Annotated in this window: 11 protein-coding genes; 6 read left to right on the top strand and 5 right to left on the bottom strand. The window is 64.4% G+C overall.

The features are described 5' to 3' along the window. Positions 1-34: 34 nt before the first annotated feature. The 4 genes from WJT74_RS03720 to tpiA all read right to left on the bottom strand — a co-directional run bounded on the left by WJT74_RS03720 (position 35) and on the right by tpiA (position 3,787). The gene (locus WJT74_RS03720) at positions 35-1,669 is read right to left on the bottom strand and encodes a CTP synthase (protein ID WP_343347025.1); all 1,635 of its coding nucleotides are present in this window, start codon (positions 1,667-1,669) and stop codon (positions 35-37) included. Between the two features lie 81 nt (positions 1,670-1,750). Beyond that, on the bottom strand, positions 1,751-2,143 hold the full coding sequence (gene secG / locus WJT74_RS03715) for a preprotein translocase subunit SecG (RefSeq protein ID WP_343347022.1): 393 nt from the start codon (positions 2,141-2,143) through the stop codon (positions 1,751-1,753). 162 nt (positions 2,144-2,305) lie between these two features. After that, positions 2,306-2,941, bottom strand: coding sequence for a hypothetical protein (locus WJT74_RS03710; protein ID WP_343347020.1), 636 nt, complete (start codon positions 2,939-2,941; stop codon positions 2,306-2,308). Positions 2,942-3,040: 99 nt separating this feature from the next. Next, on the bottom strand, positions 3,041-3,787 hold the full coding sequence (tpiA, locus tag WJT74_RS03705; RefSeq protein ID WP_343347018.1) for a triose-phosphate isomerase: 747 nt from the start codon (positions 3,785-3,787) through the stop codon (positions 3,041-3,043). 170 nt (positions 3,788-3,957) lie between these two features. Here tpiA and WJT74_RS03700 point away from each other — a divergent pair, with 170 nt between their 5' ends. The 4 genes from WJT74_RS03700 to WJT74_RS03685 all read left to right on the top strand — a co-directional run bounded on the left by WJT74_RS03700 (position 3,958) and on the right by WJT74_RS03685 (position 7,639). Beyond that, complete coding sequence (locus tag WJT74_RS03700; protein ID WP_343347016.1) at positions 3,958-5,916, top strand: peptidylprolyl isomerase; 1,959 nt, start codon at positions 3,958-3,960, stop codon at positions 5,914-5,916. 4 nt (positions 5,917-5,920) lie between these two features. Beyond that, complete coding sequence (locus WJT74_RS03695; protein ID WP_343347014.1) at positions 5,921-6,511, top strand: anthranilate synthase component II; 591 nt, start codon at positions 5,921-5,923, stop codon at positions 6,509-6,511. A 62-nt stretch (positions 6,512-6,573) separates the two neighbouring features. Continuing rightward, positions 6,574-7,257 carry a transcriptional repressor LexA gene (gene lexA / locus WJT74_RS03690; protein ID WP_343347011.1) on the top strand — a complete coding sequence of 228 codons (684 nt, stop codon included), beginning with the start codon at positions 6,574-6,576 and terminating at the stop codon, positions 7,255-7,257. 31 nt (positions 7,258-7,288) lie between these two features. Further along, the gene (locus WJT74_RS03685; RefSeq protein ID WP_343347009.1) at positions 7,289-7,639 is read left to right on the top strand and encodes a VOC family protein; all 351 of its coding nucleotides are present in this window, start codon (positions 7,289-7,291) and stop codon (positions 7,637-7,639) included. A 29-nt stretch (positions 7,640-7,668) separates the two neighbouring features. Here the strand turns inward: WJT74_RS03685 and WJT74_RS03680 are convergent, their stop codons facing one another. Further along, a complete protein-coding gene (locus tag WJT74_RS03680) occupies positions 7,669-9,843 on the bottom strand; it encodes a ComEC/Rec2 family competence protein (protein WP_343347006.1) in 2,175 nt (724 codons plus the stop codon). Here WJT74_RS03680 and gltX point away from each other — a divergent pair. Together gltX and WJT74_RS03670 are read left to right on the top strand one after the other, a co-directional pair. Beyond that, positions 9,834-11,240 carry a glutamate--tRNA ligase gene (gene gltX / locus WJT74_RS03675; RefSeq protein WP_343347004.1) on the top strand — a complete coding sequence of 469 codons (1,407 nt, stop codon included), beginning with the start codon at positions 9,834-9,836 and terminating at the stop codon, positions 11,238-11,240. The two genes, WJT74_RS03680 and gltX, sit on opposite strands and share 10 nt — an antisense overlap. Beyond that, complete coding sequence (locus WJT74_RS03670; RefSeq protein WP_343347001.1) at positions 11,237-12,526, top strand: citrate synthase; 1,290 nt, start codon at positions 11,237-11,239, stop codon at positions 12,524-12,526. Before gltX ends, WJT74_RS03670 begins: the two co-directional genes overlap by 4 nt.

The raw sequence follows: 12,526 nt of genomic DNA, 5'->3' as shown, positions 1-12,526 counted from the left end.
GTTTCTACCTAGGCCCGCATGACGCGGGGTTCAATCAGACGAGACGGCTCTGTTCGAGCGCGGCGGCGATGAAGCTGGAAAACAGGGGGTGCGGATCGAACGGACGGCTCTTCAACTCGGGATGGAATTGGACGCCGACGAACCAATTGAGATCGGGCCGCTCGACGATTTCGGGGAGCCGCCCGTCGGGGCTCATGCCCGAAAAGACCAGCCCGCCCTTCCCGAGCGTATCCATGTAGTTGGCGTTGACCTCGTAGCGGTGGCGATGGCGTTCGGAGATGTCGGTTTCGCCATAGATGCTCGCGACCTTGCTGTTCGCGTCCAGCGTTGCCGGATAGGCACCCAGACGCATCGTGCCGCCCAGATCGCCGTCGGCGCTGCGCTGCTGCAGCCCCTCCTCGCTCATCCATTCGGTGATGAGGCCGATGATCGGTTCGCCTTGCTCGCCAAATTCGCTGGTGGTCGCATTCGCGATACCCGCTTCGCTGCGCGCCGCTTCGATACAGGCCATCTGCATGCCGAGACAGATCCCGAAGAAGGGAATGTCGCGCTTTTTCGCAAAGCTGATCGCCGCGATCTTGCCCTCGCTCCCCCGCTCGCCGAAGCCGCCGGGGACGAGGATGCCGTGCAGTGGCTCGAGCGCAGCGACGAGATCGTCTTCCGCGCCCTGTTCGAACAGTTCCGCGTCGATCCACTTGATGTGGACCTTGCACCGGTTGGCGAACCCGCCGTGGACCAGCGCCTCGCGAAGCGACTTGTACGCATCGGGTAGCGAGACATATTTGCCGACCACGCCAATCGTCACTTCGCCCTCGGGATGGTCGAAGCGGTCCATGATGTCGTGCCAGACGGTCAGGTCGGGGTCGGGCGCGTCGAGGTCGAATGATTTGAGAACCGCATCGTCCAAGCCCTCGCGATGGTATTGCAGCGGCACGTCATAGATCGACTTGGCGTCCAGCGCCTGGATCACCGCATCCTTGTCCACGTTGCAGAACAGCGCGATCTTGCGCCGTTCCTCGGGCGGGATTTCATGTTCGGTGCGGCACAGCAGTACGTCGGGCTGGATACCGTACCCGGTCATTTCGCGCACACTGTGCTGCGTCGGCTTCGTCTTCAGTTCGCCCGCTGCCGCAATATAGGGGACCAGCGTCGTGTGAACGAAGCACACATTCTCGCGTCCCAGATCGTAGGACAGCTGGCGCAGCGCCTCGATGAACGGTAGGCTTTCGATATCGCCGATCGTCCCGCCGATCTCGCAAATCACGAAATCGAGCCCTTCGATGTTGGAAAGCGCGAATTCCTTGATGGCATCGGTCACGTGCGGGATGACCTGCACCGTCGCGCCGAGATAATCGCCGCGCCGTTCCTTGGCGATGATCGACTGGTAGATCCGCCCGCTGGTCACATTGTCGCTCTGGTGCGCCGACACGCCGGTGAAGCGTTCGTAATGACCGAGATCGAGATCGGTTTCCGCCCCGTCGTCGGTCACGAACACCTCGCCATGCTGATACGGGCTCATCGTCCCCGGATCGACATTCAGATAGGGGTCGAACTTGCGATTGCGCACGGTATAGCCGCGCGCCTGCAACAGGGCCCCAAGAGAGGCTGCGAGAAGACCTTTGCCGAGCGAGGAAACCACGCCGCCGGTCACGAAGATGAACCGCGTCATGGGAGTTGAGCCTTAAGACCAGCCTGCCGACTTAGGCAAGCGCACGAATCGAAGGTGCGAATTGTTTTTCGCGATGCGCGACTATTGGCCGAGCGGAACGTCCGCCTCGCCCTCGGTCGCACCATCGGCCTGTTCGGGAAGCGTCGGCTGCGATCCGACGGGCACCGGTTCGGGCTCGTCGCCCTCCAGCGGCGCCTGGATGTCGATCGTGGTCTCACCCTGCAGACTGGTGTCGAGTTCGCCGCCCGTGTCGCGCGTCGCGGCCAGCGCGGCCAGCACGATCGCCATCACGACGAACACGATCGCCAGCACGCCGGTCGACCGCGTCAGGAAGTCCGCCTGCCCCCTTGCGCTCATGAAGCCGGACGACGATCCGCCGACGCCCAGTCCGCCGCCCTCGGACCGCTGCATCAGGATCACGCCTACCAGCGCGGCGGCGACGAGGGTCTGGACGACAAGAAGAAAGGTGAACATGGCTGACGGATCTCGATCGGAAGGAAGTTAATCGCCATCGACGGCGGTCAGCAGGCGACCTAGCCGCGACGGGGCCGGTTTTCAATGGTCCTGCCGTGCGAAACGAAAAGGGGCCGGAGCGATGACGCCCCGACCCCTTCGAAAGTTATGGGATGGATCGGCCTAGAGGACGTCGGCGTCCATCGCGTCGCCGCCATTTTCTTCCATCTCCACCATCTCATCGGCCGGAGCGGTTTCGGTGGCCACCACCTCGTCGGCAGGGGCTTCATCGGTCGCAGCCATCGCTTCGGGACGATCGATCGCCTCGGCGCGAAGATCCGCCGCGTTATAGAGCGCGATCGCGCCGCCCGCATCCTTCTGGAGCGCATCGACCGGCACGCGCACGACCTTGCCCGTGTCGGCCATCTCGAGTTGAATGTAATCAGCAGCGATCTCGTCGATCATGCCAAATTCCACGCCCTGGACATCCTTGACCGGCTTGCCGACCGCAACCGACGCTTCCATGTCCGCGAGCGCCTGCTCGTAGCTGGCGTTGAGCGCAGCCGCGTTCATTCCGAACAGCAGCTTGCCCTCGTGCGGCGTAAAGCTGTTGGCAGGCACGGGGATCGAGTGCTTGTCGGTCTTCACGGTGATGAAGTCGGCGTCGCTCGCGGCGACCAGGCCGACCGGATTCCCCTGCGTGTCGACGACCTGCATCCCGACGTTGACACCCGAAGGTGCCTGCTGCGCGAATGCCGGAGTGGCAGGCGCGGCAACGGCCAAGGTGGTGGCGGCAAGAGCAGTAAAAATCCGTTTCATGAAAAGCTTTCCCTCTGAGTAATGTTGGTTTCGATACTAGACTAATCGGGCTTACCTGAAGCTGAACGAGCGTGCCAGATCGTTGAAATGTGGCACTTATCAGGCATTCTCCGCCGCATTGAGGATCGGCAGGAAGTCGTTGGCGGTGAGGCTCGCGCCGCCCACCAATGCCCCATCCACGCCCTCGGTCGCGAACAGCTCGGCGGCGTTGTCGCCCTTCACCGATCCCCCGTAGAGGATGCGCACCGACTTGTGCCCCTCGCCATACGCTGCCTCCAGCGATTGCCTCAGCCGGTTGTGCATGGCAGCGATGTCGGCGGGCGTTGCCGCCTTGCCGGTGCCGATCGCCCAGATGGGCTCGTAGGCGACCGAGAGATGCAAGGGCGCGGTTACCAGATCGGGAAGCGAGGCTTCCAACTGGTTCGCTACATGCTTGAGCGCCTGGCCCGTCTGGCGGATCTTGTCATTTTCTCCGACGCAAAGGATGACTTTCAGCCCCGCATTGATCGCGGCCTCCGCCTTGGCACGGACGTCGGCGTCGCTTTCGCCGTAAGCTTCGCGCCGCTCGCTGTGTCCCACGATGACGAGGCTCGCGCCCGCGTCCTTCAGCATGGCTGCCGAGATCGATCCGGTATGGGCACCCTTCGCCTCGGCATGGACGTCCTGCGCCCCGATCGAAAAACCGGGGGACGCCCCGACCGCGCGATTGATCAGCGTGAAGGGAACGCACAGGGCGCACTCGACCTTGTAAAGCGTTTCGGTTTCGATGGAGATGTGCGTGACCTGACCGAGTTCGGCCCGCGTCCCGTGCATCTTCCAATTTCCGACGACCAGCCGTCGCGGCATCCCTGTTCCCCGAATAATGTTGCGATCGCGAAGACCTAGCAAGCTCCTCGCGCCGCGTGCAAGCCCGCGTTCGGCTCGTGGCCGACGGACGGGTCCACCATTGAAAGGCCCCGCCGCACCGCCTAAAGCCGGTTTCAACTCCTGCCTTTCAGTCGAAAAGAACTCTCCCGATGTCCGCCAAATTCCGTAATCTGTCGAAGTCCAAGTTCGGCAGCGTCTTCCTGATCGGTTTCCTTGTCCTGATCCTTGCCAGCTTCGCCCTGGCGGATCTGAGCAACTTCAACATCGGCGGCGGCGGTGCCGCCGGTACGCTGGCCGAGGTGGGCGATGAGCATATTACCGATGCCGACATGAGCACGGCGCTGGAACGCCAGCTCGGCATCGCGCGCCAGACCAATCCCGAAGCGACCTACGCCGATCTCGACGGCGACTTCGACCCGTTGCTGAATCTCCTGATCCAGGAACGGGCGTTGTCGGTCTTCGGTGAGATGAACGGGCTGCGCATTTCGAAGCGGCTGATCGACGCGGAGATCGCCAACCTTCCGGGAGCGGCGGGACTCGACGGTCAGGTCACGGCCGCCAGCTATGGCGAGTTCCTCGCCGCAAACCAGCTGACCGACGCCGAAGTGCGTGCGCTCATTCGCAGCGACATTTCCCAGCGCCTTCTGGTGGCATCTCTCGGAGCGGAGAGCCGCGTTCCGAGCGCTCTTGCCCAGACCTACGCCTCGATGCTCCTAGAAACGCGCGAGGGGCTGCTGGGCCTGATCCCCACCGCCCCGATCGCCGCGCGTCTCAATCCGAGCGGACAGGAACTGGCTTCCTATTACCAGCAGAACGAGAGCCGCTATATCGTCCCCGAACAGCGCGCGCTCCGTTTCGCGCGGTTCGACCCCGACCGTTTCTCCGATCTCAATGCCACGCGCGCCGAAGTCGATCGGGCGCTCGAGGGACGCGAGAGCGATTTCGGCACCCGTGAAATCCGCGTGATTAGCCAGATCGTCGTTCCCGACCGCGCCACTGCGGACGAAGTCGTGGCACGCACCGCGACCCAGTCCTTCGCACAGGCTGCGCAGCCCGCCGGCTTTTCGGCCGCCGACATTTCGATCGGGCTGCAGACCCGCGCCCAGTTCCGCCAGCTGGCTGGCGAAGCCGTCGCCGAAGCCGCCTTCGCCGATGACGTCGAAGCGGGCGATCTGGTAGGGCCGGTTCGCTCGCCATTCGGCTGGCACGTCGTGAAGATCGATGGCATCGAGACCGAGCAGGGTGAGAGCGAGGCGGAAGCCCGGGCCGAGGCAGCCTCCGAGATCACCGATCGCAAGCGCGGCAATGCGCTTCTCGATCTCGTCGGCTCGGTCGAGGATGCTCTCGACGAAGGCGCCAGCTTCGACCAGGTCGTCGAACGCTTCGACCTCGATCTCATCGAAACGCCGCTGATCACCGCGACCGGCCGTGCACGCTCCGATCCCAGTTTCTCGATTCCTGCCAATGTCCGTCCGGCGCTGGAAATCGGGTTCGAACTGCTGGCGGGGGACGATCCCGAAACCGTCCAGCTCGACGGCGGCAGCGGCTATGCGCTGGTCCAGGTCGACGATGTGGTCGAACCGGCAGCCTCGCCCTTGTCGGAAATCCGGGATCGCGTCCGCAACGACTATATTCGCGATCAGGCGCTCCAGCGTGCCAACGCCATCGGAAACCAGGTCCTTGCCCGGATGCGCGACGGCGCGACGCTCGCCGATGCGATGGATGCGACCGAAGAGGAGACGGGCTACTCCTTCCCCGAACCGGAGGAAACGAGCCTGCGTCGTCTCGACCTCGCCCGCTTCGGAAACGATGCACCCGCGCCGCTCGAGATCCTCTTCCGTCTGGGCGAGGGCAATGCGCGTCTCGTCGCCGATCCCGAGGGCGAGGGCGTCTATGTCGTCGAACTGACGAACACGACGCGCGGCAACGCTCTGTCCGATCCCGCGCTGATTCAGCAGACTTCGGAAAGCTTTCTCGCTCCGGTCGCGGGCGAGTTGCAGCAGCAGTTCGTCAATGCGGTTCGCCGCGAGGTCGGCGTGAAGCGCAACGAAGGTCAGATCAGCGCCACGCGCAATCGCATCATCCGCGGCGCGACCGGCGACGAATAATCGGATGTCGGAACCGGTGAGGCTGCTCGCGCTCGACAACCGCGACAGCTTCACCTTCATGCTCGTCGACTATCTTCGCCAGGCGGGCGCCCATGTCACGGTCGCACGTGCCGATGCACTCACCGTCGACGATGCGCTGGCGATCGGCATCGACGGCGTGATGGTATCGCCCGGTCCCGGTCGTCCGCAGGACGCCGGAATCAGCGTTGCGCTGGCCGCCGCTGCAGTGGCGGCACGACGACCCTATCTCGGCATCTGTCTGGGGCATCAGGCGCTTGCCCTCGCCTGCGGCAGTCCCGTGGCCCAAGTCGCTCCTGTCCACGGCAAGGTCGCGCGTTTGCAACATGACGCGACCGGCCTGTTCGCCGACCTCCCCTCGCCGCTTTCAGCGACCCGCTACCATTCGATCGCCGTTACCGACGTAAAGGCGCCACTCGTGGTCAACGCCTGGAACGAGGAAAATCTCTGCATGGCCGTTCGCCACGACGATGCTCCTTCTCACGGGGTCCAGTTCCATCCCGAAAGCATCGCCAGCGAACGAGGCCTCGATCTGCTTCGCGCGTTCGTAGCTATCTGCGGTCGTGAGCGCGCTTGACAGCATCCCGTTTGGTTGCCAGTATGTTCCGCGTTCGTTCCACTGGAAAGATCGGGGCCTTTATGCTCACGCCGAAGCAACATGAACTGCTCGCATTCATTCATCATCGCCTGTCGGACACGGGAATCAGTCCCAGTTTCGATGAGATGCGCGAGGCCTTGGACCTCAAATCGAAATCGGGTGTACACCGCCTGATCGGTGCGCTCGAGGAGCGCGAATTCATTCGACGGCTCCCCAACCGGGCCCGCGCTCTTGAAATCCTCAAGCTTCCCGAAGGCATCGCGGAAAGCACGTCGGAGACGACGGCTGCTGCGAACGACGGCGAGAAACCGCGCGAGGTCGCGGTGGTGCCCACCCCCGCCAACGACGTCGTCGAGATCCCGCTTCACGGGCGGATCGCCGCGGGAACCCCGATCGAAGCGTTGCAGGGTAGCGAAGGTTTCGCCGTTCCCGCCGCCTTGCTGGGTCCGGGCGAACATTACGCCTTGCAGGTTTCGGGTGATTCGATGGTCGAGGAAGGCATTCTCGACGGAGACTATGCGCTGATCCGCCGCGCCGACAATGCGCGTGACGGGGAGATCGTGGTGGCACTCGTCGACGAGGCGGAGGCGACGCTCAAGACGTATCGTCGCGAGGGATCGATGGTCCGCCTAGACCCCGCCAATCCGTCCTACACGGCGCAGCGGTACGAGGAGGATCGCGTCCGCGTTCAGGGCCGTCTCGCCGGCATCATGCGCCGCTACTGAGCCGCTTGTTGACCTCGAAAGAGAGCTGCGGATGACCGTACGCTTCGATTATGTCGAACTGCCCGCCGACGACATCGGCGCCACCCGCGCCTTCTACGAAGCGGCGTTCGACTGGAACATGACCGACTTCGGCGACACTTACGCCGCGACGGTGTCCGGCGACACCGATGTCGGCCTTTCCAGCGACGTGGCCGAGCGACCGGTCGCCCCGCTTCCTGCCTTCCGGACGGACGGTCTCGAAGACGTTCTGGACAAGGTGGTCGCAGCCGGCGGCCGGCTCGAGCGCCCGATCTTCGCTTTTCCGGGTGGGCGCAGGTTCGAGGCGGTGGATCCGTCCGGCAATCGTTTTGCGGTCTATCAGCCGGATCCAGCGGAAGCCTGAAGCTCAGCTAATGCGAGGGCGGCTAGACGTCAGCGTCGTGTGACCCCCCAGGGGTGTTCGGCCACTTGCGCCGCGACGGTTTCGACCCGGGGCGTCGTGTCGAGATGCACCGCAATCCCGCCGCTCGCCTCCAACGTCCTTCGATCCAGCTTGAGCCAGCGAGGCTGGCAGGCGTCGGGAAGCCACCGTTCGGACACGACGATATCGGCCTTCGCGCACGCTGCCACGAGATCCTCCCACGCGATCAGGTCCCGCGATCGGGTCGCAAGGAGGCGATAGGTGCGTCCGTCCCCCTGCAGATCGGCCAGGCAGGCGTCACGGTTGCAGTTGGCGAATGCGCTGGTGTCCAGCGCTGGCGCCTCCCCGTCGTACCCCGCTCCCTCGCTCAGCATGTCACGAACGAAGTCGCCGGCCCGCGCCCGCAGCAGGTGCGGCGTTCCGTCGTCCGCGATGATAGCGAGATGCCGACCGTCGCCGGTCACCAGCAAATCGGGCCGCGGCGAGAATGCAGCGGCGCCCAGCCCAATCGCCATCCCCGCCAATCCCACGTAGCGTGATCGGTGCCGCCACAGACAAAGCCACAAGAATCCGCCGATACTGGCCGCGAACGCCCAACCCGGCATGTTCGGCACCATCGCGACCGCCCCCTCGGCATTGGCGGTGAAATGCGCCAGCGCCAGCAGCGCATCGAGCGCCATGCCGACGATCCACCAGAACGGCGCACCCAATCCGAACAGGTCGGCGATGATGGCCAGGGCCAGGACCGGCATGATGATGAATGTCGTCATCGGAATGGCGAGAAGGTTCGCGAACACCCCGTACAACCCGGCCTTGTGAAAGTGAAAGAGCGCGAAGGGTATGAGCGCAAGTTCGACCGCCAGTCCTGTCAGGAACAGCGCGAGCAACCCGCGCCCGATCCGCCGGATCCTGCCTTCCTCTCGCGCCATCAGGACGCGTTTCACCACCGGATGCGCGTGCAACGCGATGATTGCGGTGACCGCTGCGAAGCTCAGCTGGAAGCTCGCACCCGCCACCGTTTCCGGCCGCACCAGCATGATGATCGTCGCGCCCACGGCGACCAGTCGCAAGCTCAATGCATCGCGCCCCAGTGCAAGTCCCAACAGAACCAGAAGCGCGGCGATGCAGGCACGGACCGTGGGCACCTGCATTCCGGTCAGCAAGGTATAGCCAATCCCCGCCAGCGCTCCGATCCCCGCCGCGACAATCACGAGGTTGGTCCGCGCCGCCAGTCTGGGCGACAATGCCAGGATCTTGAGCGCGAGGAGCATCGCCGACCCGACGACCGCCGCGATATGGAGACCCGATACGGCGAGCAGGTGCGCCAGCCCGGAACGCCGCATCGCTTCGGCGTCCTCATCGCTCACCGCATTCTTGTCGCCAGTGGCCAGCGCGGTGGCGATCCCGTCGCCCGCTCCGGGTAGCCGGTCGCGTACCCGCGCCCCAAGGCCCTTGCGCGCCCCGGCCAGCCAGCCATCCTCGCTGGCTTCGACCACGCGGACGTCTCCCAGCGCGGTGCCCACACCTCCGATCTGCTGGAACCAGGCGGTCCGGGCGAAATCGTAGCCCCCCGGTACCGACATCGAGGGTGGCGGCGTCAATCGCGCGCGCACTTCGACCTTGGCACCCTCCCCCATCGCGTCGCGCCACTGTGCCTCGCGCAGCGTGATGCGAAGGCGCTCCGGGAGCCCGCTGCCCTCGACTGGCAGCAGGGTCAGCCGCCACTTGCCCCTAGCTACGAGCGGCTCGCTCTTTTCGACCGTTCCCACGAATCTCGTGATCGTCACCCGTTCGATCCGCTCGTGGGCGACGAACTCCGCGCGCAGCCATATCCATCCGCAGCCAAGAGCCGCCGCGATCCCGATACCCGCCAGCGTTGCGCCCAACCGACCGCCGAGTAGAACGCCAAGTCCACCGACCCCGCCACCCAAGAGGACGAGACCCGCCCATCCCGTCGCGCCCGGCAGGGCGAACCAGAGTGCGATCCCTGCCATGAAAGCGGCGACGATCCAGAGGGGCAGCTGGCTACGTTCGGCTTCGAGCAGCCGTTCCAGCCTCTTGCGTACGCGCCCCAGCGCCGATACGAGGCCGCCGAGCCGACCTGTCAGCGGCGGGGAGCGAGGCTCTTGTACCTGCCCCCAGCCATCCATATTCTCGAAATGAGAGGAAAAGCCGCGTGAGCGCAAGCCCGATCGTGACCCGCTTCGCCCCCAGCCCGACGGGCTTCCTGCACATCGGCGGGGCGCGCACTGCGCTGTTCAACTATCTTTTCGCCAGAGCGAATGACGGCAAGTATCTTGTCCGGGTCGAGGACACCGATGCCAAGCGCTCCACGCCCGAAGCCATCGACGCCATCTTCGACGGCCTGGGTTGGCTCGGCCTGCGCGGCGACGAGGAGCCTGTCTTCCAGTCCAAACAGGCCGAACGCCATGCGGAGGTCGCGCACCAGCTGCTCGACAGTGGCAACGCCTATCGCTGCTATCTTACTCAGGAAGAACTGCAGGCCCGCCGCGAGAAGGCGCAGGCTGAGAAGAAGCCCTTCCGTCTGCATAGCGAGTGGCGTGACCGCTCGCCGGGTGCCGACGAGGAAGGCAAGCCCTACGTCGTACGACTCAAGACGCCCGAAGATGGCGAAACCACCATCCGCGACATGGTGCAGGGCGACGTGACCGTGAAGAATGCGGAGATCGACGATTACGTCCTGCTCCGTGCCGACGGCACCCCGACCTACATGCTCGCGGTCGTGGTCGACGATCACGACATGGGCGTCACGCACATCATTCGCGGCGACGATCATCTGAACAATGCCTTCCGCCAGCTCCCGCTGATCGACGCGATGGGCTGGGACCGGCCGACCTACGGCCACGTTCCGCTGATCCACGGCGCGGACGGAGCGAAACTGTCCAAGCGCCACGGTGCGCTCGGCGTCGATGCCTATCGCGACGACATGGGCCTGCTTCCCGAAGCCGTCTTCAACTATCTCCTCCGGCTTGGGTGGGGCCACGGTGACGAGGAAATCATCAGCCGCGACCGAGCGATCGAGCTTTTCAGCGCCGATGGCCTGGGGAAGAGTCCCTCGCGGTTCGACACCAAGAAGCTGCTCAATCTCAACGGCCACTACATCCGCGAAGCCGACGACGCGCGGCTCGCCGATCTCGTGGCGGACCGTGCCGGCGCGGTCAGCGCCGACGACAAGGCGCTCCTTACTCGCGCCATGCCCGAACTCAAGGCACGCGCCCGCGACCTGCACGAACTCGCCGACGGCGCCACGTTCCTCTTCAAGCAGCGCCCGCTCGAAATGGCCGAAAAGGCCGCCTCTTTGATCGACGCCGAAGCGCGTGGGAATCTCGCGCGCGCCCATGCAGCCCTGGCCGCTGTCCAGCGTTGGGAAATGGAGCCGGTCGAAAGCGCGATCCGGACGGTTGCGGAAGAGGCGGATTTGAAGCTAGGGAAGCTCGCACAACCGCTGCGCGCCGCGCTGACGGGCAGCAACACCTCACCGGGGATCTTCGACGTCCTCGTCCTTCTCGGTCGGGACGAAAGTCTCGCCCGCATTGCCGATCAGATGGAGCCACACGCATGAGCGACAAGACCGCCACCCTCGACATCGAAGGCGACAAGATCGACCTTCCGGTCCTGCCAGGCTCGGTCGGTCCCGAAGTCGTCGACATCCGCAAGATGTACGGCCAGACGGGCAAGTTCACCTACGATCCCGGCTTCACCTCGACCGCATCCTGCCAGAGCGCGATCACCTATATCGACGGTGACGAAGGCGTATTGCTCCATCGCGGCTATCCGATCGACCAGCTCGCGGAAAAAGCCCGCTTCCTCGAGGTGGCCTACCTCCTCCTTCACGGCGACCTGCCGAAGAAGGACGAGTTCGAGGAGTTCGACAACACCATCACCTACCACACGATGGTGCACGAACAGCTCGCGCAATTCTTCCGCGGATTCCGGCGCGATGCGCATCCGATGGCGGTGATGACCGGTGTCGTCGGCGCTCTGTCGGCCTTCTATCATGATTCGACCGACATCACCGATCCGCAGCAGCGTCTCATCGCCTCGCACCGCCTGATCGCGAAGATGCCGACGATCGCCGCGATGGCCTACAAATATTCGGTGGGACAGCCGTTCGTTCATCCCAAGAACGACCTTACCTACACCGGCAACTTTCTGCGCATGACCTTCGGCGTCCCGGCCGAGGAATACGAGGTCAATCCGGTGATCGAGAATGCGATGCGCCGCATCTTCATCCTCCACGCCGATCATGAACAGAATGCCTCGACCTCGACCGTGCGTCTGGCCGGTTCGTCGGGTGCCAATCCCTTCGCCTGCATCGCGGCTGGCATCGCCTGTCTGTGGGGTCCAGCGCACGGCGGCGCCAACGAGGCTGCGCTCAACATGCTGCGCGAAATCGGCGATGTGAAGGCCATCCCCGGCTACATCGACCGCGCCAAGGACCGCAACGACCCGTTCCGCCTGATGGGCTTCGGCCACCGCGTCTACAAGAATTACGATCCGCGCGCGAAGGTCATGCAGGCTACGGCCGAGGAGGTTCTCAAAGAACTCAACATCGACGATCCGGTTCTCGACGTGGCGCGCGAGCTCGAGCAGATCGCGCTCAACGACGAATATTTCATCGAGAAGAAGCTCTATCCCAACGTGGACTTCTATTCGGGGATCATCCTCAACGCGATCGGCTTCCCGACCGAGATGTTCACCGCCCTGTTCGCCCTCGCCCGCACCACTGGCTGGGTCGCGCAGTGGAACGAGATGATCTCGGATCCCGAACAGAAGATCGGCCGTCCGCGCCAGCTTTACGTCGGAGCGACGCAGCGCGATTTCGTGCCGCTCGAAGAACGCAAGTAG

The sequence above is a fragment of the Sphingomicrobium sp. XHP0239 genome (assembly GCF_039555325.1).
Classification (GTDB): Bacteria; Pseudomonadota; Alphaproteobacteria; order Sphingomonadales; family Sphingomonadaceae; genus Sphingomicrobium; species Sphingomicrobium maritimum.
The sequence above is the reverse complement of the archived record's forward strand: the minus strand, read 5'-3'. Positions and strand labels throughout refer to the sequence as shown.

Excerpts from the sequence above, each read along its gene's own strand:
- WJT74_RS03720 (WP_343347025.1), bottom strand. The coding sequence starts at position 1,669 with ATGACGCGGTTCATCTTCGTGACCGGCGGCGTGGTTTCCTCGCTCGGC.
- secG (WP_343347022.1), bottom strand. The coding sequence starts at position 2,143 with ATGTTCACCTTTCTTCTTGTCGTCCAGACCCTCGTCGCCGCCGCGCTG.
- WJT74_RS03710 (WP_343347020.1), bottom strand. The coding sequence starts at position 2,941 with ATGAAACGGATTTTTACTGCTCTTGCCGCCACCACCTTGGCCGTTGCC.
- tpiA (WP_343347018.1), bottom strand. The coding sequence starts at position 3,787 with ATGCCGCGACGGCTGGTCGTCGGAAATTGGAAGATGCACGGGACGCGG.
- WJT74_RS03700 (WP_343347016.1), top strand. The coding sequence starts at position 3,958 with ATGTCCGCCAAATTCCGTAATCTGTCGAAGTCCAAGTTCGGCAGCGTC.
- WJT74_RS03695 (WP_343347014.1), top strand. The coding sequence starts at position 5,921 with ATGTCGGAACCGGTGAGGCTGCTCGCGCTCGACAACCGCGACAGCTTC.
- lexA (WP_343347011.1), top strand. The coding sequence starts at position 6,574 with ATGCTCACGCCGAAGCAACATGAACTGCTCGCATTCATTCATCATCGC.
- WJT74_RS03685 (WP_343347009.1), top strand. The coding sequence starts at position 7,289 with ATGACCGTACGCTTCGATTATGTCGAACTGCCCGCCGACGACATCGGC.
- WJT74_RS03670 (WP_343347001.1), top strand. The coding sequence starts at position 11,237 with ATGAGCGACAAGACCGCCACCCTCGACATCGAAGGCGACAAGATCGAC.